The organism is Pseudomonas frederiksbergensis (assembly GCF_001952935.1).
GTDB classification, from domain to species: domain Bacteria; phylum Pseudomonadota; class Gammaproteobacteria; order Pseudomonadales; family Pseudomonadaceae; genus Aquipseudomonas; species Aquipseudomonas frederiksbergensis.
This window is the reverse complement of the sequence record NZ_CP018319.1, coordinates 3477895-3499791: the sequence shown is the minus strand read 5'-3', so window position 1 is coordinate 3499791 and position 21897 is coordinate 3477895. Positions and strand designations below refer to the sequence as shown.

Annotated in this window: 19 protein-coding genes; 17 read left to right on the top strand and 2 right to left on the bottom strand. The window is 51.9% G+C overall.

What is annotated here, in order from left to right:
- Window positions 1–18: 18 nt before the first annotated feature.
- From PFAS1_RS16230 to PFAS1_RS16185, 10 genes are all read left to right on the top strand, one after another.
- Complete coding sequence (locus PFAS1_RS16230) at window positions 19–1239, top strand: tyrosine-type recombinase/integrase (protein ID WP_076029794.1); 1221 nt, start codon at window positions 19–21, stop codon at window positions 1237–1239.
- Window positions 1232–1990 carry a hypothetical protein gene (locus tag PFAS1_RS16225; RefSeq protein ID WP_076029793.1) on the top strand — a complete coding sequence of 253 codons (759 nt, stop codon included), beginning with the start codon at window positions 1232–1234 and terminating at the stop codon, window positions 1988–1990. The genes PFAS1_RS16230 and PFAS1_RS16225 overlap by 8 nt, the downstream gene beginning before the upstream one ends.
- A 669-nt stretch (window positions 1991–2659) precedes the next feature.
- The gene (locus tag PFAS1_RS29530; protein ID WP_156886725.1) at window positions 2660–3451 is read left to right on the top strand and encodes a hypothetical protein; all 792 of its coding nucleotides are present in this window, start codon (window positions 2660–2662) and stop codon (window positions 3449–3451) included.
- A gap of 11 nt (window positions 3452–3462) precedes the next feature.
- Window positions 3463–3795 carry an IS66-like element accessory protein TnpA gene (gene tnpA / locus PFAS1_RS16215; RefSeq protein WP_076028327.1) on the top strand — a complete coding sequence of 111 codons (333 nt, stop codon included), beginning with the start codon at window positions 3463–3465 and terminating at the stop codon, window positions 3793–3795.
- Window positions 3792–4127: an IS66 family insertion sequence element accessory protein TnpB gene (tnpB, locus tag PFAS1_RS29930; protein ID WP_076028326.1), complete on the top strand. Its 336-nt coding sequence runs from the start codon at window positions 3792–3794 to the stop codon at window positions 4125–4127. The genes tnpA and tnpB overlap by 4 nt, the downstream gene beginning before the upstream one ends.
- 61 nt (window positions 4128–4188) lie before the next feature.
- A complete protein-coding gene (gene tnpC / locus PFAS1_RS16205; RefSeq protein ID WP_076028325.1) occupies window positions 4189–5766 on the top strand; it encodes an IS66 family transposase in 1578 nt (525 codons plus the stop codon).
- Window positions 5767–5985: 219 nt separating this feature from the next.
- Window positions 5986–6495, top strand: coding sequence for a GNAT family N-acetyltransferase (locus PFAS1_RS16200; protein ID WP_076028324.1), 510 nt, complete (start codon window positions 5986–5988; stop codon window positions 6493–6495).
- A 494-nt stretch (window positions 6496–6989) separates the two neighbouring features.
- Window positions 6990–7313, top strand: a complete 324-nt coding sequence (locus PFAS1_RS16195; RefSeq protein ID WP_156886724.1) for a hypothetical protein — start codon at window positions 6990–6992, stop codon at window positions 7311–7313.
- Window positions 7314–7932: 619 nt separating this feature from the next.
- Window positions 7933–8154, top strand: coding sequence for an AlpA family phage regulatory protein (locus PFAS1_RS16190; RefSeq protein WP_076029791.1), 222 nt, complete (start codon window positions 7933–7935; stop codon window positions 8152–8154).
- A 7-nt stretch (window positions 8155–8161) separates the two neighbouring features.
- A complete protein-coding gene (locus PFAS1_RS16185; RefSeq protein WP_076029790.1) occupies window positions 8162–9097 on the top strand; it encodes a replication protein RepA in 936 nt (311 codons plus the stop codon).
- 97 nt (window positions 9098–9194) lie between these two features.
- On the opposite strand, the gene PFAS1_RS16180 is transcribed toward PFAS1_RS16185, so the two are convergent.
- Window positions 9195–10421: a hypothetical protein gene (locus PFAS1_RS16180; protein WP_076031544.1), complete on the bottom strand. Its 1227-nt coding sequence runs from the start codon at window positions 10419–10421 to the stop codon at window positions 9195–9197.
- 852 nt (window positions 10422–11273) lie between these two features.
- Here PFAS1_RS16180 and PFAS1_RS16175 point away from each other — a divergent pair.
- The 4 genes from PFAS1_RS16175 to PFAS1_RS16160 all read left to right on the top strand — a co-directional run bounded on the left by PFAS1_RS16175 (window position 11274) and on the right by PFAS1_RS16160 (window position 16954).
- A complete protein-coding gene (locus PFAS1_RS16175) occupies window positions 11274–13061 on the top strand; it encodes an ATP-binding protein (RefSeq protein ID WP_076029789.1) in 1788 nt (595 codons plus the stop codon).
- 723 nt (window positions 13062–13784) lie between these two features.
- Complete coding sequence (gene mobA / locus PFAS1_RS30415; RefSeq protein WP_076029788.1) at window positions 13785–14171, top strand: plasmid mobilization protein MobA; 387 nt, start codon at window positions 13785–13787, stop codon at window positions 14169–14171.
- A complete protein-coding gene (traI, locus tag PFAS1_RS16165; RefSeq protein WP_076029787.1) occupies window positions 14161–16572 on the top strand; it encodes a TraI/MobA(P) family conjugative relaxase in 2412 nt (803 codons plus the stop codon). The genes mobA and traI overlap by 11 nt, the downstream gene beginning before the upstream one ends.
- A gap of 22 nt (window positions 16573–16594) precedes the next feature.
- Window positions 16595–16954 carry a hypothetical protein gene (locus PFAS1_RS16160; RefSeq protein ID WP_232252139.1) on the top strand — a complete coding sequence of 120 codons (360 nt, stop codon included), beginning with the start codon at window positions 16595–16597 and terminating at the stop codon, window positions 16952–16954.
- Here PFAS1_RS16160 and PFAS1_RS16155 read toward each other — a convergent pair.
- Entirely contained in the window at window positions 16951–17550 is a 600-nt protein-coding gene (locus PFAS1_RS16155) for a hypothetical protein (RefSeq protein ID WP_232252137.1), read from the bottom strand. The genes PFAS1_RS16160 and PFAS1_RS16155 overlap by 4 nt on opposite strands.
- A gap of 236 nt (window positions 17551–17786) precedes the next feature.
- On the opposite strand from PFAS1_RS16155, the gene PFAS1_RS16150 reads away from it, so the two are divergent.
- From PFAS1_RS16150 to PFAS1_RS16140, 3 genes are all read left to right on the top strand, one after another.
- Entirely contained in the window at window positions 17787–20300 is a 2514-nt protein-coding gene (locus PFAS1_RS16150; RefSeq protein ID WP_076029785.1) for a DotA/TraY family protein, read from the top strand.
- A gap of 12 nt (window positions 20301–20312) precedes the next feature.
- Window positions 20313–20804 (top strand): FliH/SctL family protein, encoded by a 492-nt coding sequence (locus PFAS1_RS16145; protein ID WP_076029784.1) that lies wholly within the window; start codon window positions 20313–20315, stop codon window positions 20802–20804.
- Window positions 20805–20985: 181 nt separating this feature from the next.
- Entirely contained in the window at window positions 20986–21606 is a 621-nt protein-coding gene (locus tag PFAS1_RS16140) for a hypothetical protein (RefSeq protein ID WP_083671742.1), read from the top strand.
- The last annotated feature ends 291 nt before the right edge of the window (window positions 21607–21897 follow it).

The window sequence follows — 21897 nt, the reverse complement described above, 5'->3', positions numbered from 1 at the left end:
TCTCTCACGGATACCCAAATGCCTAAAGACCTAATCACAGACGCTAAAGTACGCACTGCAAAGCCCGCTGCCGCCCCTTACAAGCTTGGGGATGGCGGCGGGCTTTTTCTTTTGGTGCAGCCAAGCGGTAGCAAGCTATGGCGATGGAAATTTCGACTCGATGGCAAGGAAAATGTTTTTGCTATCGGCTCTTACCCAGAGATTGGTCTTGCCGAGGCGCGCTCAGAACGTGACGCAGCTCGCAAACTGACGAAGCTTGGAATCAACCCAGCCCAACACAGAAAAGACGGCAAAAAGCGCAATATTGACGCTGCTGCCGAGCGTAAAAAGGCCATGGAAAGCTCCTTTGCAAAGGTTTCAGCTGCTTACCTTGACCATGTTAAGTCGAGCTACACACCGGGCTCCTTCCGCTGCAAAGAGTCACGGATCAGGCGGCATCTCAGCCCCAAGCTCGATGCGTTCGCAATTGCAGAAATTACGGCAAAAGAAATTCGCCCCGTACTGGAAGCTTGTAAAAGCTCCGGGGCATGGGCGGCTATTCATGTGAAAGGCGACCTATCTGCAATTTTCAAATACGCGGTAGTGCGTGGGTTGGCAGATCTCAATCCAGTACCCAGCTTGGAAGGCTTCCTCCGGATACCAACCTGCCAAAGCAAGGCTGTCATGACGACTAGCCAGATCAAGCAGTTTTATCAAGCGCTGCGATCCTACAGGGGTTACCCAGAGACTGCATTGTGCCTTCGTCTTATCGCGCTTACAGCGTGTCGTCCCGGCGAAGCAGCAGACGCAGAGTGGGACGAGTTCGACTTCACTGCGAACCTGTGGCGGCGTCCAGCAGCGAAAATGAAGGCTCGCCGCGATCACGTTTCACCTCTATCGACCGGTGCCCTTGCCGTACTGGCGGAGCTACAACTGATTTCCGGTAGTGGCCGTTATCTCTTCCCCCACCGCAGCGGTGAAGGTTTCACTACTCCCAATCGGCTCACTTACGCCATGAGGGATATGAACCTAGGCGAGAGAACCACTCCACATTGCTGGCGTACTACTTTCTCGACTTGGGCAAACGAGCATGGCTGTAGGCCGGATGCGATTGAGCGTCAGTTGGCCCACGTGGAAAACAATAAGGTAAGGGCTACCTACAACAAGGCACTCTTGCTGAACGAAAGGAAGGAAATTATGCAGACGTGGGCTGAATATCTGGAGTCGGCCCGGAGCGAAGGGATGAGCTCGAATGGATAAGGACAAAGATGCGATTTTGCAGAACGGCCTGCGTTACCTGAAAATCTATCGAGATCAGGGCCGCTCGCGATGCGACAGAATAGTGCCTGGGCAATTGGTGGCAGAGATCCTCCGCTACATTGAAAACTCCATGGCTGGTCGTTCCCAGTATGACTTGGAGCACATGCTTCTCGGCACAAACCAATTAGGAGCCCAATGGCGAGCATACGTTGCCCACCCACGCCGTGATGCCGAAGAACGAAAAGCCTGGCGGACGTGGTACGGCAGACACGGATGCAAAAACAGCGTCAGCGAACAGAGGACTGAAGATCCGTTCGCGATACAGCCCCCTCCCCTGCCACAACTGGATGAGGGAGAGGTTGAAATCTCTCTGCTCGAAACTGAGCCGCCTCGCCCCTTGATGCGGGCGCTGCCATACGATGGCAGATCCATGACCTTTCATTTACTACGCGAGGTCATTCGTCGCTGGTCAACAACCGTGGTTGCACGATATCTCGCCGAATCCACCTCTCAGCGCTGCGACAACGCGAGTGATGCTGAACGAGCTCTGTCTAGACATACCACATCGCTGGTGACGATCAGGACATCCCTGAATGCGTGGGAAGCTGCTTACGAGCTTTTGACCTTGCCGGATAGCCCAGAATCGACAGTTTTTAAAACTGAGTTCTTTCAACTCTTCCAAAGGCTGGAGAAACGAGATCAGGAACGCGATCCGTATTCACACAATGCTGGCATGCCTAGGGGACGATAGAGAAAACGGCAAAATCGTACGCATAGCATTCGGTCTATCAGGTTGAGACTGTAGAGGGTTACCGGAAGCCCCGGAAAATCTCGGCCATTCATCAGATTTGGTTGACACAAGTGTCACCTTATATAGGATCGTGCTTGAGCGCGAAACCAGTTGCCTCCAGCGGCTATAACTGGCGTAGGAACCCCGGCGATGGCTGAACATCGGCGTAGGGTGAGACCTCCACACCCCCGCATGAGAGTGTGCAAAAATATTTCATGCTTCAAATTCAAGGGCTACTGTCACCAGTAGCCCTTTTTCTTTGTCCTCACAAAAGCGTGTAGCGCTTGTAGGGGTGACTACAGAATTCGGAAAAAAATCATACGCTAAGCATTCAGCTTGTGCGAATGAGAATGTACTTGGTGCTGGCCTGAATTACGCAAGGTGAGTTGAGCGCACGCTTACTCCTCAACGCCGTCAGCATATGCATAAGATCCGCATAGGCCAACTTGGTCTGTGGAACATATACCCCGCCCGCAAAAAAATTTTCAGCTACTGTTCATTCGAGCTTGGGCGTAAATACTGGCACGTGATGCTCCACCCATTATGGTGGTCGATACCGGAAGGAATAGAGCTGAATAGTCTTTTGTAGTGGAAACGTGATCGCAATGGTCAATAACCAAGGAGAGTACTATGTTAATTAGGTCTTTTCTGCTTTACACCGTCATCGCGGTGCCCGCCGTCTATTGCATCAACGCCTATGCGCTGTCTAAAGAGGACGGCTACACAGAGGCAGCAATCAAGCAATTCAACACCTCTGCCAGGGCCTCGTGTATCTCGGGTTTCCCCTGCTTTACCATCAGCAATCAATACCCCACCAACCCGCCAGCCTCAAATCCTACATTTAACTGGAGCAGTATCAACTACAAGACCGACTCTCAGAAGTACATGGCAGCAGTCTTGAGTTATGTAGTCGAAGGTAATACAGAAGTCGATTGGGAGTTACAGAAGAACTCCGTGCGGCGCTGGTACCATGCCCCCTGGATGCACGATAAGCGCGAACCCATCCATGGTCTAACCATGGAGAGGGGCAGCCGGTTGCATGAGCTAGGCCCTAACCAGACCCGGCGAGCCAACAATTGGGCGGTGGGTTTCTACAACGAGCTAGGCGCCAGCACCTTTGGAAAGGTGTGGAAAAACCTAGAGCGCCCTATGACCACCAATGCAACGTTCCCAATAGGCACTGTCACAGCCAAGCTATTGTTCACAGACGCAACCGACAGTGAAGCTCCATACCTCAAGGGTAACAACCTGGAGTGGCAATCCGATATCGATGGCAACGGCCAACCGAAAAAAGTACGCCTTCTACAAATGGATATTGCGGTAAAGGAACGTATGCGTCCGGCCAAGTCATCTACCCAGCCCCTCGAAGCCAGGACATGGTGTGCACTTAAATTTAAGTGGGCACCAGTTCCAGCCTTTTAAGCGGGTATTTCATGCAGCCACAACGCCGTTCCTACTCCAAGTCCTTCAAGACCCAGGTCATTCAAGAGTGTGCCCAGCCTGGCGCTTCAATTGCCAATGTCGCACTGAGCCATAGCCTCAACGCGAATCTCGTCCATAAGTGGATTCGGCTGCAATCGCAAAATAGTGTTGTCGTGCAACCTGCCTTTATTCCGATGACATTGCCGTCGTCGGCGTCACGACTGGATGTCACCTCAGCCATGATCTGTCTCGAAATTCCACACCCGCGCGGCGCCGTCAAAGTGAATTGGCCGACCGAAAGTGCTGCTGCCTGCGCAAACTTTCTTCGAGACCTGCTGCGATGATCCGCATTGACTCCATTTGGCTTGCCACCGAGCCGATGGACATGCGCGCAGGCACCGAGACTGCGCTGGCCAGAGTGATCGCGGTGTTCGGTGCGGCGAAACCGCACTGTGCTTATCTGTTCGCCAACCGCCGCGCCACTCGTATGAAAGTTCTGGTGCATGACGGCTTCGGTATCTGGCTGGCTGCTCGCCGGTTGAACCAAGGTAAGTTCCACTGGCCAGGCATTCGCCATGGCTCTGAAATGGAGTTGGATACCGAGCAACTACATGCCCTGGTATTGGGCCTGCCATGGCAGCGCGCGGGTTCCGGCAGCGCGATCACACTGCTTTAACGGCTGCCATTAGCCTATCGCTCTATCGCCGCGAATTGTCTGCTCTGGCAAAATCGGCACCATGATTTTCCCCTATCTCGACCACCTGAATCCTGAACAACTGCGCGCGTTGGCGGCGCAGTTGATGCAGCGTGTCGAGACTCTCGATCATCAAGTCGACACGCTGGGTAAGACGGTTGATACGATGGGCCAGAAGATCAACCGTGACCAAACGGTGATCGAGAAGCTGACCCACGAGATCGCACAACTCAAGCGTTTGAAGTTTGCCAAGCGCAGCGAGCAGCTGAATCCGCAGCAGGCCAGCTTGCTCGATGACCTGATCGATACCGATATCGCGGCGATTGAAGCAGAGCTTCAAGCCTTGCAAGCCGCTCCGTCGCCGACCGAGCAAAAGCGGAAGCCTAAGCGCACTGCGTTGCCGGCAGAGTTTCCACGCACATTGATCCATCACGAACCGGGCAATACTCACTGCCCATGTGGCTGCGCACTCAAGCGCATCGGTGAGGACGTCAGCGAGAAACTCGACTACACGCCCGGCGTATTCATCGTCGAGCGTCATGTTCGTGGCAAGTGGGTCTGCGATGACTGCGAAACGCTGATCCAGGCGCCGGTTCCGGCGCAGGTCATCGACAAGGGCATCCCGACTGCTGGGCTACTTGCTCACGTCATGATCGCGAAGTTTGCTGACCATCTGCCGCTTTACCGGCAGGAGTCGATCTTTGGTCGAGCTGGCTTGGCGATTCCACGTTCAACGTTGGCTCAATGGGTTGGCGTTACTGGCGTGCAGTTGCAGCCTCTGTTCGATGCGCTGCGCGACGTAGTGCTCGGCCAGGAGGTCGTCCACGCGGATGAAACACCGGTGCAGATGCTCGCGCCAGGCTCGAAGAAAACCCACCGTTCTTATGTCTGGGCCTACGCCACCAGCCAATTCTGCGAAACAGCAGCTGTCGTCTACGACTTCAGCCCCAGCCGCGCCGGTGAGCATGCTCGCAACTTCCTGCAAGACTGGAAGGGCAAGCTGGTGTGTGATGATTTTGGCGGTTACAAGGCCAGCTTTGAACTCGGCGTGACCGAGATCGGCTGCATGGCCCATGCACGGCGCAAGTTCTTCGAATTGCATGCCACCAACAAGAGCATGCTCGCCGAACAGGCGCTGCGCTACATCCAGTTGCTTTACGAAATCGAAAGTGAAGTCCGATACCAGAAACCGGATTTACGCCGTCGAATACGGCAAGAAAAGGCGGTGCCGGTGATGGATATGCTGCATGCCTGGATGATCGCCCAGCGTGATCTTGTGCCCGAAGGTTCGGCTATCAGCAAAGCACTGGATTACAGCCTGAAACGCTGGGCAGCGCTATCGCGCTACCTCGATGACGGGGCCGTACCCATTGACAACAATTGGGCCGAGAATCAGATTCGGCCATGGGCTCTTGGACGCAAGAACTGGCTCTTCGCAGGGTCGCTACGAAGCGGCAAACGGGCGGCGGCCATCATGAGCCTGATCCAGTCGGCACGCATGAATGGGCATGATCCGTATGCCTATCTCAAAGATGTGCTGATGCGACTGCCGACGCATCGGGCGAGTGAAATTACAGAGTTGCTGCCACACCGGTGGACGCCTGCTCGACAGCATGCATAGGTTTATAGGCGCCAATATTGACAGTCGAGATAAATCCCCCGACTATAAATCAATGACTATTACCTACCGACTGAACATGATGCACACCTTGATGACCGCCTTTGGCGGGCCATAAGGTGATGCGCGCGTAGGTACTAGGTGCATTGACTAAAGCCCCGCCAGGAATGGACGGGGCTTTTTCATTCTCCGTTCAGAATGGCCTATCTCAGGAGAGTGAAGATGTTGCAGATTCGTCGAGCCGAGCGTTGTGATGCTGAGGCAGCATTCGATATCCGCTTTCAGGCAATTCAGAACCAATGCAGCACCGTTTACACGAATGCTCAAGTGGTGGCTTGGACTTGCGTTCCACTCACGGATAAATACAGATCCTGGGTGGAAGAAGATTATCACTTGGCGTGCGTCAATGGACTTCCTGTGGCTACAGGGCTGATAAATCTCCAGAGCGGGGAACTGGAGGCAATCTTCGTGTTACCCAAGTTCATGGGCCAAGGCATAGGTAAAAAGATGGTCACTCATCTTGAGCATTTAGCACGAAAGGCGGGACTTGCTGAGATCCACCTTGAAGCCACGCTGAATGCTGAAAATTTTTATCAGCGCTGTGGCTTCACCGGAAGCGCCCAAGCTGTTTACAACTCCCCCTCCGGGCTCCAATTGGCATGCGTGCCTATGCGCAAGCAGTTGGTAGATCTGACCGACCTCAAGGATCTTGAGTGTCGTGCGCTTCGCTAGCTGCATCTGCGAAAAATCGACCCTTGGCGATTGGTAGTCCAGTCGCCTTCGGTCGACAGATGACGCATTTATGTAGCTAGGCACTCATGCCCGCTGCGCAGGCGTTAGGAAGGTGACTTCGCTGGACGCTTACAAAGGAACAGGGTGATGCCACCCACAGCGGCTGGGTATTCGGTACATTCGTATTCAACGGCGATCGAAACGCCGCCAGTTACTGGGATAACCTGATTCCCGTGGGTCTAGAATGGGGAAATTCCCCAAACCTAACTTACGCCGACTACCAGGCAGGCAAGCGCCCTGAGGAGAGCTGGATCAACCCAGAAGCCAAGGCAATTTTCGCGAACCGTGCCCCAGACGATCAGATGGGCTATTTAGGCCGTATGAATGGGCCGGTCGACAGCCCGCTTTCCAGCTGTATGAGCTGTCATAGCCGTGCCATGGACACTCGGGGAGAGCCCGGGCCGGGCTTCAACCCAAGTCCTCAAGACAGTTGCTTGAAAGCAGTTAAACTTTCCGACGTGAATAATGAAACCTACGAGCGATTGGCCGGATGCAGGGTGAACGAGGCGGCGGTAGCGCTGTATTACCGCAACCTCAAGTCTGACGAACCCTTTATCCCCGGATTCAACTCCCTCGATTACTCGCTGCAAATGGCGATGGGCGTGGCTGCGTGGAATGCCTGGACTCAAAAGAGCTACCCCGAGGTGTCCAAAGCAAACAGCCGTAATCTCAAGCTCAAGAGTTTTAGCGTCGACATGTCCAGACCTGTGAAGATTCCCCTGTTACCAGCCGAGGAAGCTTTCCGTCGAGGTGATTGAGTTCTATGGCTCGCATGGGCACCACGGGGTTCATGGCTTACGACGAACTAGGCCTATTGTAAGGGACAAGAGAACACATCTTCTAAATCCCAGCATTAAGGCCGATGATGTCGCCTATTTTTTAGGTGGACAACATCGCCCTTACGGCTGGGATCAAGTAGGTGACTTGGCTAGACGCTTACTGTACTTGTGCTCGCCTAGCCACTCCAAATCGAGGCAAAAAAAACCGCCTGAGGGGCGGTTTTCTTTTGCGGGTCTGGTTGAGAGACCTAACCTGCGGGTTCCACTAGATACAGTCACTGAGGACAACCATAAATAACGATTCCACAAGCGTCAATAAGGTTCTACAAGCGTTCACAAGAGATTTCGGGCCTAGATCGGTTGCCTGCGAGCATGGCGACAGGCCATTCCCAAGTTTGTAGGGTCAGGTAGGGACAAGATCGCGGGGCCAATAAATCCAAGGTGCTGAGCTGTCACCTCGATGGCGTCCTCATGGCTGGTCGCGCCCTCAGTGCGACCCTCTCCAAGAAACAAGAAACCTAGGTAACTCGTTCTCTCTCAAAACAACCCACCTGCTTATGGTCATCCGACAGTTCATAGCAGTTCAGTGAGGTTGAGCATGGAACAGAGCAACGATCCAAACGCGATTGTAATTCTCCGTAGGCCACAGGTTGAAAAGCGTACCGGTCTGACTAAGTCAGGGATCTACTTCCTGATAAACAACGGAAGCTTTCCAAGACCAGTACCACTAGGTAGGAGAGCCGTCGGTTGGATTGAGGCGGAGGTGTCAGCGTGGTTAAGCCGTAAATGTGAGCTACGACTAACGCAAGCTGTGCGCTGAGGTAACAATGAGCCTCGCCAAAGACAATGCTCTGGATGAAATATCTTGGGAGCTTAACCCCCGCTTGCTCCGCATGATGAATGACGCAACTCGTATGGAAGCTACTCAGAGAACGAAACCGGGCCCGACAGCGTTCACGACCCGTTTTCTAGTACAAGCAACGTTTCCTCATAGCGATCCTGGTATTCATTATTTTGAACGCGGTACGGAATGGCTGAAGTTGTCGATTTCGGCACCTCCACATATCGGAGTGCCGTATGGAAGCTTACCGAGATTGCTACTGGCTTGGATTTGTACCGAAGCAGTCAAAACCCAAAGCCCCGTGATAGGGCTGGGTAAATCACAGTCGGCCTTCCTTAAAAAATTGGGACTGCATAACGACGGTCGATACATCAGCAAACTTAAAGAGCAGACATTAAGGCTGGTAAGATCGGTGATTTCAGTCACTGGAAGCAACAGCGGCGCAGTCACAATTGAAAATATGATTGTAGCAAAGCAAGCGTTTTTCTTTTGGGATGCTAGAGCACTAGACTGCGAGAAATGGGAGAGCACTCTCACACTAAGTACAGACTTCTTCGATGCAATCATGAGCGCCCCGGTTCCGCTGAAAATGGAAGCGTTGCAAAGCCTGAGACATTCCCCGCTAGCTATGGATATCTACGTCTGGCTTGTCTACAGGATGTACACGTTACGGAAATCTAAAAGAACAGAAATCAAGATTCCGATCTCAAGTTTGCGTAGGCAATTTGGTGCCAATTACGCAACGGACAAGCAAGGCGCTCGTGATTTCAAGAAAATTTTTATTAGGCGTCTCGACGAAGCCCTGTTGTTCTACCCAGAGGCCCGCCCCCATGTGGAGATCTACCGTGAGCACGTCAAACTGACTCCCGCCCAGCTACATATACCACCGGATAAAAATGCAGCCCTAGCGCATACGAAATAGCAGTTCAGATGATGGCGTCTGACGATCCGCTTGCAGGAGCTATCAATGTGTCCACCTCAATGAGATGGACACATTGCGCCGACTACCGGGACGACACTTACACCAATGGGACTCGCTTGCCCATGTACTGAAGTCCATCCGGAGTACCCACCACCTTCAGTGCATTTTTGTATCCGAAAAACTCCCCGGGACCATCGCCCACAGGAATAGAGTCGAGGCCGTTTACCACTGCGGTATGCTCACCGAAGCATAGGAACCGAGGCGCATAGGGTGTAGCTCCGTCGGACACGTAAAGCACGGGCGAGCGCTGGTCTCGACTCTGTCGCCAAGAGAAGTACGAGCGGACTACGCCTGCAAGCACCTCGCTGGCCGGATCGTTTCTTGAGAAGAGAACGACGTATGGGCGCCACCGACTTTCGTGCTCGCTCGACACCCCGAGCCCGAAATTGCGACTATCCAATGCCTTAATAAGGTCAAGTACGATGTCCTTTGATTCCTTATGAAGTTCTGGCGGACATGCACCGATTGCAGAGGTCTGCCGCGCAGCATCTTCGCTTATCCATAGTGGCCATGATTTTCCTAAGGCGAGTTGGAATGCAGCCTCTTTCACCGAATAGAACGGGATGACCTCAAAATCTTTTGAGTTATGTACCTGATTACGCGATTTGGCGTTCTCGTAAGCGCTAACTTCCAGCCCTGCTTCCCACCCACTCTGCTGCAGCGCGGTCTGTAGATCTTTCGGCAGTACATCGGTGATCGCTTTGGCCCACCACCTGGCTTCGGTGCTAAGCGATACTGGAAGATTCCGGTCGCGCAAGTCTAACGAACGGAACCCTTCAAGCACCTCCTCAACCCCAAGCTTCTTAATTCCATCGAAGATGAACGTGTCCTGAATTGAGGGAGCCTCTGTCTCCACAAGGATTAGGCCTGGCAGTTTTTTGAGGCTCATTTGCTCAAGAAAAAGAACCAGAGCCGGAAGCACCGAGTGTATCTGCCCGCCAGTGAACACTACGGGGCCGTTCTCCGTATATTCAAGGTTCAACCGATACAGCGCATTTAGTACATCCTGGTGCGTATCGTTGCGGCCAAGAATCGTCCAGAAAGGCGCTTCTTTATCCATGCCAAGGCGGTGAGCTAGGTTTTCGACATCAGCGAGCGAACGGAACCCGCGCGAAACGGCCACTGCATGCTGGCAAACCTTGAGCGGGTACTCTGTTCCAAATACGAGTTGGGAGTGCTTTTGAAGACGTTTGGCATCGCGCTTTAACGCCGATACGTTACGAATGACAGAAGCAGTGAGACTGCGAATCAAAGAAATCGCCATATTTCGCCCCTTGACGCCCACTACGGGCACCTTACGGTGGTAAAAATCGGCTCGCAGTGAAAAAGAATTTCAACTATGCAGAGCCATCAGGACAGCAGTGCGTCCCTCTCGGGTTTCAATGCGCCGCACTAGCGCAACGACGACGGTAGCTCACTTTTTTGGACGAATGCAAGACTTGAGCGTCTGTAAAGGCACTTTGGTTGATCTGCCCAAACACGCCCCCCGCTCCAGAATCGTGCGCGTGAAATCGCTCCCAAAATACGTATCTGACCGCAGCCAGTAATTGCTGGGAAAAGCAGGACTTATCCACAACGGACAACGTGAAATCGATCCCGGCAGAGCGTGATATCGGTCCCGAAGGACGTGAAATCGCTCCCACCCTATCTCCGTCGACGGCGCTGGAGCCCTTAGATTGCAAGGGCTTCAGCTCACCCACCTCCCCCTCTTGTAACTTTCTTTTAGTTTTTTTCGGATAGAAAAAACAAGTAGCTGCAGTACGAGACAGAAAGATCTGACACAGAGCTCCGCCCTCATTACCGAATACGTACTAAACCGAGCGTAACCTGGGTCGCGACAGCTGCGCAGTGCGCACAGTGACAACGAGGTCGCGACTCCTACAAATCGCTGATGGTGATGAGCTAACTGAAAGTGATCCCCTCACGGCCAAAAAAAATCGAATATCTTGTACGTAAATGCTTGTTGCTCTTGAGCACGCCCCCTTACCTACGTTGAAGTGCTGACTACGCTCGTACCTTCGACAGATCAGTGGCTTTTAGCTATCGTCATTAAGCAAAACCTGCCCGGCCAGCCCGTTATTACAATCATTAGTTACTCAACAAACATGGAATAGTTATGAGATTAAAATCGTTAAAAATCAAAAATTTCAGATCATACCAAGAACAAAAAGAAATAACATTTAATGATATGACCGCGCTAATTGGTCGAAACGACGTTGGAAAAACAACTATATTAGATGCCTTAGGTATATTTTTCGGCCATAAGTTATGCAAATATGAACCTGGAGACAAGTGCGTATATGCTGGCGAGAATGAAGATGTTGCAATAACCTGCACCTTCGACGAGCTGCCAGACGAGCTTGTATTAGATGCTACTTCTACTACAAGCTTGGCAGGAGAGTACTTGCTGACAGCAGAGGGCACACTTTCTCTATCGAGAGTATTCAGCAAGGGTAAAGGTGCCGGGGCTTTTGTAGCTACATGCTTGCATCCGTCAGCCAAAAACGCGAAGGGAATTCTACTTAAGAAAAATGAAGAACTCAAATCCCTAGCGCAATCCCTGAACATCCAAGCCGAAGACAATAGATCCAATGTCAGCCTGAGGTCTGCAATTTACATAGCAACTGGCGACCTCAAATTAAAAGAGCAAAACGTATCGTTAAACAAAGAAGACGGGAAAGAAATATTAGAAAAAATCCAGAATCACCTCCCTCACTTCGCTCTTTTTAGAGCTGACAGACCTAGCACTGACGAAGAATCTGAAGTTCAAGACCCCATGAAAGTAGCAATATCTCAGGCGCTTGAGGATATTGCACCTCAGCTCGAAGCTGTTAAAGATCAGGTAAGAGACAGAGCACTAGCAGTTGCCAACAACACGCTCAGCCACCTTAGTGATCTCGACCCTGAACTGGCTCTATCGTTAACTCCTGAATTCAAAGCTGACCCCAAGTGGGAGGGAATATTTAAATTATCCCTAGCGGGTGAGGATAATATTCCAATCAACAAACGAGGAAGCGGAGTTAGGCGCTTAGTCTTAATTAGCTTTTTCAAGGCCGAAGCAGAAAGAATAAAACGCGAGTACCGAGACCGGGGAGTCATTTATGCAATCGAAGAACCGGAGACATCACAGCACCCTGACAAGCAGAAATTACTTGTTGAAGCATTTTCGGAGATGGCGGAAAAAAAGGGCTGCCAGATAATAATTTCAACACACGTACCGGCACTTGCCGAACAGCTACCAGTCGAGACTCTCAGGCACATTTATCGAGATCATGAAGGCGAAATAACAATAAATTCTAGCTCAGACGGAATGTATCGCTCTATCGCAAAAGACTTGGGCGTATTACCTGACAGTAGAGCACAGGTTATTGTCTGTGTAGAGGGCCCCAATGATATTGCTTTTTTTAAAAACCTTTCGTCATCGCTTGCTTCTGAAGGAGTCGTTGTACCCGACTTCGATAATGACCCAAGGATAGTACTGCTACCACTAGGGGGAGATACACTTCGAGACTGGGTTAATGGGCATTACCTAAAAAATATCGGAAAACCAGAGGTCCATATATATGACCGAGATACCAACACCCCACCAAAGTATCAAGCTACCGCCGATGCAGTAAACGCACGAAACGACGGCTCTATTGCATTTATAACGAGCAAACGTGAAGCAGAAAACTATCTGCACGTTGATGCGATCCAAGAGAGCCTAAACATACGAATACAGTTCACTGATACCTGCGACGTGCCCACCTTAGTGGGGAACGCTATGGGAGTAAACGATAGAACGGCCAAGCGGAGGTTGAACAAGAATACAGCTAAACACATGACGATGCAGCGCTTAGCTGAGCAAGATCCCCATAGCGAAATACTTGGTTGGTTTGGGGCCATCATGGACCGCTGCCGTTAGACCGTCGATGAACGCAGGGCGAGTCAAGGGGTTGGTGCGGCCCACAGCACCGAAGGGGCGAGGACTCGGCCCCTTGACGCGTTCGAAGCTAATAGCCTTCGCTAGGGGGACAGGGAACGCTTCTATCCCTGGCTCCCGACGCCACGCGGGCGAGTGTGGGGAGTCCAGAGGGGCAAAGCCCCTATGGGGCGCATCGGAAACCACGCGGAATTCTAAAGGTTGATCAACCTTCTCCAGTAAAAAGCACTCTATTTTTTGTGTAGAGCCTAGTTAATTTATAAAACAACCAAAAATTCCTGCGCATATACCGCCATGTGAATAGTGTTAGCAGTGTGGTGACATTGTGCTAACTAGTTGGTAATTATGTGGTAGATAGCGTGTTAACAATGTGGCAACCGTATGGTAGTAACGTGGCAACTGTGGGGCGAGACTGTGTTTACATAGCGGCAACTCTGTGGCTTTATAGTGTCAGCATTGTGTAGAAATATTCTGCTTTCTAGGCGTCTAGCTATATTTGCCCATATAGAAACTCTAAGTTACCTTCTCCGTGGTGAGTCATGATGATTGATTGAGGACAAGGTGTGGTTTGAGCTACCGCGCACTTCGTGCGGGTATCTCACCGTGGGCTTTCCTCGCTGCGCTCGTCATCCCCACTAACCTGCCTTGCTCAGGGCTGCGCCCCGAGACCCCAGCCGCTATGCGGCCATTAAAAGCGGAGTTGCTATGGCCTCTAGTGGTCGTTCCGGTTCAAGTACACGTAAGCGAACTGTTGTTGTTCACACTCGTTGTTTGCCCGAAGAATCAGAGCTACTCAAAAAGAAAGCGGAATCAGCGGGAATATCTTTATCTATGTATATTCGTTGCGCAGGTCTCGGCAGGCGTATTCGAAACCAATCAGACCGAATTCTGTGTGCAGACATTGAGCGATTTGCAGCGCAGCTGAGAAGCTTGGGCGGCCTGCAAAAGGAGCTATATAATAACAGCGGAGGGGCTTACTCAACGCAGACAGCAGAGATTTTAGTTGCAGTGCAGGCCGCTGTTAATGAGGCGATTAGTGCGCTTCAGCGTATAGCGCCAGATGTCGAGGAAGCCGACGACGATGATCGCTAAAATCGGTGGGCGTCGTGGCGATGGAAAGACAAGTTTTCGTAGTCTTTGTAGTTATATTAATAGCTTAAGAAGCGGCCCTGATCCAGAAACAGGCGAGATCATTACTGGTGCTGTTTCAGTACAAACTAACTGTTTGTCTGTAAGGACCGCGTGGATTGAGATGTGGGGAGCATCCGTGCACAGTACGCGTACAAAGGACCCAGTAATGCATTTGGTATTAAGCTGGGCAAGCCACGAGAACCCAACGGACAAACAAGCGTTTGATGCTGGGCAATTTGCTTTAAACGCTATTGGGCTAGAGGAACATCAATACCTTTCTGCGGTGCATAGAGATACGGATAATGTTCACCTGCATGTGATGGTGAACAAGGTACATCCAGAGCGTCGCAAGGTACCAAGAATGTCGTATACAAAATTTGCTCTGGATAAGGCCATGCGTCAGATCGAGATCGACCAGGGTTGGAGTCACACTAACGGACCGTTTGCTGTTAAGGAGGTAGAAGGTAAGAAGACTATAGATTGGGCACATGCGAGCAGAGCAGAACGGCTTAAAGCGCGTGAAGGAAAACGCGCGGACTTACCGGAAAAAGCGAGACAGTTCGAAATTCATACGGGCAACGAATCCCTTTCCGCGTATGCCAGGGGTAAGCCAAAGAAGGATGCAAGCAATTTACTGAGATCGGATAAAGCTTCATGGCAGGGATTGCATTCCGTCTTGGCCGCTAATGGCCTTGAGCTTAGGCCAGCCAATGATCGCAACAACGCTTTCTATGTCGCGTCGATGCTAGATCCAACTCAAGCGCCAATTAAGGCATCGGCCATCGGGTTGGGCGGCGGCAAACTTATCAAGCTGCTTGGTGCATTTTCGCCGGTTGGGATTGAAAAAGTTTATCCGGTGCCAGAATACAGGCATACATACAGCAAATATCGCTCGCTGCGTGATCCGGAAAACCGTGCAAACAGCCGAGACTTACGAGCCAAAGAGCGTGAAATTCTTCGTGGAAAATATGATGTCTTCATTGCTCAATGGAAAATTGCGAAAGCCCCGGTGAAATTGGAGCTATCCCTTAATCAGAAGGCGCGGCGCAAAGCTCTCACATCAACGCACAAGACTGATCGTGATGCTATCCGCTCAAACGGATTGGATAGCAAGCAGCGCAAGGCACTTCTGTCGGTGTTGGCATTTGAAGTTGCCTTACGCCGTAAGGAGCTCAACGAAACATTTAAGGCTGAGAACTCTAGCCTCAGGCGAGAAAAGTCACCGTCTTACAGGGAATGGGTCGCGGACCTCGCCGAGTTTGGTAATCCTGCGGCGATTGCACAGCTTCGTGGTTTCGCCTACGCAGACAAGCGCAAGGGTAAGCAACTGCAGCAGCCAGAAATGACTAACGCGCAGCAGCCGTACTTCATGTCAGCTTCTGACAGCGACATTCAGGTTACGCAGCCTGTAGGGCTCTCTGATCGCGTGACGTGGACTATCGATCGGTCTACTGGTGCCGTCAACTACTCAGTCAATAACCTGGTTGCCTTCCGTGATGAAGGCCAGCGCATCACCTTCAACAACGCCAGCCATAGCGATGCGGACAGCATCGAGGTCGGATTGCTGCTCGCCAAGGAAAAATTCGGCGCTGTAGTCGTGCATGGTGATCAAGAGTTTTCGGATCGTGTACTTGCGGTGGCGGCTGAGCGGCGGCTAGACGTACGGTTTGCAGATCCTGAGCTTGAGCAACGGCGTAAGGACGCTATCAAGGCCGATATAGATCAAAAGCGGCAGCGTGTTGTGGAAGATCAAAAGCAGGTCGATGTTTTGTGGACGCAGGCGGAGGCCAAGATAGCAACCCAGCAGCCTGAAATGATGCGAGAGGCCGCAAAACAAGTTCTATCAGCAAGGGAGCCGGTCCGGCCAGTCCGTGACTATGTAGAGATGGAAGCAATCGATGCCGACATAATTCGGTATCGGTCTAAGCTGGATTATACATTCCGGGAGTCATTGGGCGAACGTCCAGACCCGGAGAAGGCGGGCGGCTTTATTGGTCGACATATGGCGAAAGGCAAGGCCATGCAGTGGGACGAAGATTTTGACAAGAATGTGACCCGGCCATTGGCGGTGCGGCGCGAGCACTTAAATAGTAATCATCCCGATGCCGTTAAATTTAGAGATGATGCTTGGAACCGGGCGATCATAGAACACGATTCATCGGTCATTGATTGGACAGAGATGCGCGATTATGCGAGGCAGACACTGATGGATTTTCACCTAGACAGCGAGCCTCCACCGAGCCAGCACGATCAGCGAGCCGCTCGACAAGCCGAGGCTCAGCGATTGCAGCAGCGACAGGAAGAGCAGGAGCAGGAGCGTCAGAACTTACTCGACCGAGACACGCCGGACTTGGATATATGAGGGCGGGATCATGTTAGAAAGAATGAAGTATGCATGGCGGTTCGACCCGGACGCGCAGGAGTTCCACGCTGTTCTGCCGCTCATGGTGCGGAACGATCCCGGCGCGTATTACGTCATCCGGAACGGTCTCGGTGATTTATGGGTGCACGATCCTTGGGGTCGTGAGTGCCCGGCACATTTTGAATATGTAGAGGTATACGGTATGACCTTGGACAGAGAGCAGTTCGACCCGGAAAGGGTAGATGGTCAGCGCACGACCAAAGAGCCGCCCTTGCGGTCGTTGTTTTCGCTGCTGCCTGAACAGGTCGATGAACTGCGAGCAGAGATGAGGCGGGATGGTCAATGGATGCGCGAGCAACTGAACACCCGTCGTGGCCGCTAAGCAATGTCGTCGTTTTCGTTGGAGAGCTTACTTCGCGCTTGTAAGGCCTTGTAGCGTTCTACGAGGGAGCGGTAGGCACACTCAAGTGGGGAGCCGAGCTGATCGAGGTTAGACATTATGGGCAGCCCCTCTTCTGGCGCAGGTAGGTCTAGTGCAGGCGGGCGACCGCGCCCTCGTGGTGGTCGCTCCACTCCGGCCTTTTCCAAGGCTCGTGTGAATGCGTCCAGGGCCGACCAGATGGCGGCCTTTTGCACCTCATTGGCGGTAGGTGCGCTCTCAGCCAGCGCCGCCGCCGCATACCGCAGTGTGAGCGGCAAGGCATCCAGCGAAGCCTCAAGTTGCTTGCGTCTGAATCCAGCATCGTGAGACTTCTTCCACGCTTTCCACTCCCCTATTTCAACCTCTGTCAGTAACCGGACAGCATGCTCCGGTAGCTCGGTGTCCCATCGACTAATTGTGCAGACGTAGCTTTGCTTTTGATTGCCGCCTTTTGTCGTTTCATTCAGGAGGCGAAAACAAGTCACAGGGTTGCCGATGTACTGGATGCCTAGTGTTTTGCTGTCTTGGTACTTGAGCTTAAATCTCAATTTTGCCATCTCTGCTAGCAAGTTCGTGAACGCCCCGAGTCTAAGTTATGCCCAGCTTTTAATAAACATTATTGTGATCGCCTTTTTTAGCGTCTATTCGCGCTACTGAAAATATATTTTAACCAATAAGATCAGCTAGTTAATGAAAAGTTATGGACTATAGTCCATGTGCGAATTTGGCCCGTATTTTAAAGGAGGTTTTTGACATATAGACTTAATTGTAAATTTCCCACGAGGCTCTACAAATGGCAGGCATGCCCTTTTCACCGTGCGACACCACGGACGGCGCGAGCAGTTGCTCAGACGCAAGTGTTGGAGTGCTTCAAGCGATCTTTGGGCCGGTCATTGAGGCTTTAGCGCAAGGCAGCGACCCGGAAACCGTTACGGCAAGCTCTAACGTGCTGGCTTCGATGTTTGTGCAATACAACTCGGGCCTGATGGTGCTGGCTTCATTGTTCGTTTCATATATTGCCTTTGTCGGGGTCGCGAATACGGCCAATGAAGGCGAAGCGATGGGCAAGGCATGGAGTACGCTTTGGACTCCGCTGCGTATCGTGTTCGGCGGCGGGGCCTTACTGCCCGCATCAAGCGGCTATTCATTTATCCAGATCATCGTGCTGACGATTGGACTTTGGGGCATTGGCTTTGCCAACGGTGTGTTTAAAGCCGGTGTTGAAAACGGGATCGTTAACGGCTCACTCAGCAGTGTTAGCAGCCAGCTTGGGTTTGGCCGCGGCGCGAAGCCTAACCCCAACTATCCGTTGTACGACATTCGCCAGTTCGGCCAAGCCTATTTGGCGTCGAGCTGGTGCGCTCGGTCGCTGAATGCCATTTACGGCTCGCTTGACCAGCCTACTGCTGTACAGGCGCTTTCCACGCCTGACTCCAAGGTGGATGACGGCGTAGGGCGACAGGCTGCGACCTATCTCGTTAAGGATCGCAATGCGGCCACCAACCTTGGCGGTGGCACCCCAATTTGTGGGTCGATCAAGGTCTATAGCTTTAGCGTTCCTGCGGAGCTGGTGACAACCTCGACCTCCACGGGTTCTATTTTCGACCCCGCTATGATTACCAGCAACAAAGCCGCTATGCAGGCGGTGCGACATGCCACGCTGAACGCTAAGATAGCCGCCATGAACAAGGTTATGGCCGATATTGATACGTGGGTGAACACTTGGCCCAGTGACCTAACTCAGACTGGCTGGGATACCGTTAAAAGCGACCGCTTCAATACTATTATTAACCAAGCCCAAAATACGCTTACTCAAAATCTAACGTCGCAAATGGCGAACGATACGACGCTTCAACAAATCATGAAGCAGTACGTCGATGATGTGACTAAAGACGGCTGGGCGATGGGTGGGGGCTTTTATCAGCGCCTCTCTGGTATTCGGCAAGAGATGGGGGCTATGTTTGCGGAGCCTGTAGCTGTTGCAACGCAGCCAAACCTCAATATGTTGCCTAGAGATGCTGCGGGCCAGTTGGCATTGAGCAGTTATCAAACGGTTTATCAGGCGATCATTAGTAAGTCGCTTGATGGTTCAAGCTACAAACAGCCCGTAACGCCCAATGCAGCAGATATTAAAGCGGCTTTAGCTCCGGCATCGCTGGATGATTTGAACATCGACACCTTGGGTAGTCGCGGCGACAGCATCATGAGCAACTTTATCGGCTGGGGCATGGAGCGAGTTACAGCCACGCTAATTGGTACGGACGGTGATGTTGATGCAATTGCCCGGATCAAGACCACTGGTGATGTTCTGGCACTCATGCAGGCGTCCGCTATAGCAACAAATCGCATCGTGCATACCGCTCTATCAGGCGCTAAAGCGGTAGCTGCTGGGGTTGGCTCAGTATCGTTTTTCGGAACTAGTATTGATGCAACGCCGTTGGCTGATACATTGCTTGAATGGGTAATCTATAATTTCTTAACGCCACTCGTTGAAGTCGCTAGCTGGGTAGGACTGTTAGCGTTTTACTTTGGTGTTTTTCTGCCATCCCTACCCTATACAATTTTCATTATTGCTGTGGTCGGGTGGGTTCTTGGCGTTCTGCAATCAGTTGTAGCCGCGCCACTGTGGGCGCTGATGCACATGACGCCTGAGCGTTCGTTTGTTGGTTCGCAGACCCAAGGCTATTTAATGCTGCTGTCGCTGTTTGCTCGACCTGTGTTGATTGTTTTGGGTTTGTTTGCAGCTATGGCAATAGCAAATCCGGTCCTGTTATATATCAGCAAAGCGTTTTGGGCGATGCGCACGGCTAACGTGACCAGTGCGGAATCTTTGGGCTGGTTTGTTGAGTTCTTCCAATGGCGCAACTGGCTCATCATGTACGGCCTGTTATTGCTGCCTGTCATCTACATGATCTTTGGGCTTTCGCAGACTTTGCCGGATGAGGTCTTGAAACGGATCGGCATCGGCATCGACTCTATGGGGTCTACGCAGGCCACGGGTGAGATGCGCTCTTACACAGAGAAATATGGCCCAAGCGGCTTGGGTGGCGGCGGTGGCGGGAGAAAGCCAATTCCCGGTGGAGGCACGTCAGGCCTTCAACACGAAGGCAGCGATAGCGGTGGCGGTCGTGGCGGTAGCCCGAGCAGTGCACCTAAGGTGCTCAGTTTCGGCCCACAGGGGGTTGCCCCGTCCGGGGCTGCTGATGAAGGGCCTAGCGGATTCGGTGGAGGGTCGCCATCCTTTGCTTCGTCGAAGCCTAATGGCCGAGATAGCAATGCAAACAATGACAATCCGATAATTATTTAAGGGACTAGAACTATGTCTTATGACTTTAACGCTGAAACCACTGGGGTCGTTATTGGCCGCAGACAGGGATATCAAAAGGGCCGTGACGAAGGTTATGACGCAGGGTTTGAAGATTCGAATAGCCAATGGATTGAGGTAAACAATAAATGGAAGGCGGGCTATGCGGCGTTGCAGAAAGAGAACGCGCAACTAAGGGAAACAATCCAAGAAGCAAATTATGCGCTAGCCAGCCTTTCCATTATTTCTATGAGCACAATGGAAGCGTTAAAAAATGCTCCACAAGCTACGATCACTAAACTTGTTTTGCATTACTCCAATCTGTCTAAAAATTGGTCAGATGGTAAATATATCCGTGAGCTACCTGCTAATGAACCTGTGCTTCAACAGCATTCGCCACACATTGTATCTGTCATGCAAAAGTGGTGGGATCAGACGTTAGAAGCCACGAAGCCAGCAACCCAAAATAACAAGAATGACAAGAATGACAGCGTCCCGTCGCCGTAATGATCCGGCCCGGAAGGGCCGGTAATTTGTACCACTGACCCGGAGGTCGGAACCATGAAACAAGGATGTAAGGTAGAAGAAATCCCCTCTCAGGACATCATGGCAGTGCTTATCGCTGTAGCTGAAAAAGTTCTGACTAATACTGTGAAACGTCGCCGCCGTGCGCGTAAGGTGCTTTGAAGTGGAAATTTTGAAGAAAGCAAAAGCAGTTGTAAAAAACACACCAAAATTCATGTTCTGGACAATGCCTCGTTCAATCTTCGGATGGCGCAGCATCGTGTCGAACCACCAACACCTGACAGACATGATGGACACGCTTAGAAACCCGCATTGCCCGATGTGTGAAAAGGGAGTGATGTTTGTTCACAAGGACGCAGAGCCAGACGAAAACGCGCTTTATCCGTGGACTTGTTCGGGTGGTTGTGGCTTTGGGGTATTTACCCAAAAGAACCAAAAAGCAATTAATGAGGTTCTGCTTCCGCTCATCACTAAAAAAGGGCGTGCACAACTCAATGGCATGAGTGAAGAAGAGCAGACGGGCCTAATCAAGTCACACACGCGACAATCGCGCATCTTCTGGGTATTTGCCGCGCTTTGCCCGCTTATCGCTTTATACAGCTTCGCAACAGGTAGTGTGGGTCTAACTTGCATCAGCATTTTGTCGATGACACTGCCCTTCTCGATCCTTGCTATCAAATGGAGCTATCGAGCATGGCAGGTGCGTACCGGGACGCTGTACGTCGAAGGCGCATTTAAGCAGTTCGTGAAGCGTGGCCTTTGGATTCCGAGGGTGGAAATATGATTGCGCACAGAGTTGTCGAGGGCGAGCTGGTAATCGAGGACGCCAACTACTGGGCTGCGCTGGAATATGCGGCGGATCAGTTCTTGGCTCGTGAGGCATCGGTCCGGAACAACACAACCCTCAAGGATGGTTCCAACCGCTCCGCTAGGGCCATAGGGGCTTTGCCCCTCTGGACACCCCAGGTCTGCCTTGCGACGCGGCGGGAAGCTGACGGGAAGAGCACCCCTCAGCTACCCTTGCAGAGGCTGGGGTCGTTCCAACCGCATCAAGGGTGGAGGCTTCGCCCCGGCG

Coding starts and splice junctions, on each gene's coding strand:
- PFAS1_RS16145 (WP_076029784.1), top strand. CDS start 20,313: ATGTCTTATGACTTTAACGCTGAAACCACTGGGGTCGTTATTGGCCGC.
- PFAS1_RS16155 (WP_232252137.1), bottom strand. CDS start 17,550: ATGGCAAAATTGAGATTTAAGCTCAAGTACCAAGACAGCAAAACACTA.
- tnpC (WP_076028325.1), top strand. CDS start 4,189: ATGATTTTCCCCTATCTCGACCACCTGAATCCTGAACAACTGCGCGCG.
- PFAS1_RS16180 (WP_076031544.1), bottom strand. CDS start 10,421: ATGGCGATTTCTTTGATTCGCAGTCTCACTGCTTCTGTCATTCGTAAC.
- PFAS1_RS16160 (WP_232252139.1), top strand. CDS start 16,595: ATGAAGTATGCATGGCGGTTCGACCCGGACGCGCAGGAGTTCCACGCT.
- PFAS1_RS16190 (WP_076029791.1), top strand. CDS start 7,933: ATGGAACAGAGCAACGATCCAAACGCGATTGTAATTCTCCGTAGGCCA.
- traI (WP_076029787.1), top strand. CDS start 14,161: ATGATCGCTAAAATCGGTGGGCGTCGTGGCGATGGAAAGACAAGTTTT.
- mobA (WP_076029788.1), top strand. CDS start 13,785: ATGGCCTCTAGTGGTCGTTCCGGTTCAAGTACACGTAAGCGAACTGTT.
- PFAS1_RS16200 (WP_076028324.1), top strand. CDS start 5,986: ATGTTGCAGATTCGTCGAGCCGAGCGTTGTGATGCTGAGGCAGCATTC.
- tnpB (WP_076028326.1), top strand. CDS start 3,792: ATGATCCGCATTGACTCCATTTGGCTTGCCACCGAGCCGATGGACATG.
- tnpA (WP_076028327.1), top strand. CDS start 3,463: ATGCAGCCACAACGCCGTTCCTACTCCAAGTCCTTCAAGACCCAGGTC.
- PFAS1_RS16175 (WP_076029789.1), top strand. CDS start 11,274: ATGAGATTAAAATCGTTAAAAATCAAAAATTTCAGATCATACCAAGAA.
- PFAS1_RS16185 (WP_076029790.1), top strand. CDS start 8,162: ATGAGCCTCGCCAAAGACAATGCTCTGGATGAAATATCTTGGGAGCTT.
- PFAS1_RS16150 (WP_076029785.1), top strand. CDS start 17,787: ATGGCAGGCATGCCCTTTTCACCGTGCGACACCACGGACGGCGCGAGC.
- PFAS1_RS29530 (WP_156886725.1), top strand. CDS start 2,660: ATGTTAATTAGGTCTTTTCTGCTTTACACCGTCATCGCGGTGCCCGCC.
- PFAS1_RS16230 (WP_076029794.1), top strand. CDS start 19: ATGCCTAAAGACCTAATCACAGACGCTAAAGTACGCACTGCAAAGCCC.
- PFAS1_RS16225 (WP_076029793.1), top strand. CDS start 1,232: ATGGATAAGGACAAAGATGCGATTTTGCAGAACGGCCTGCGTTACCTG.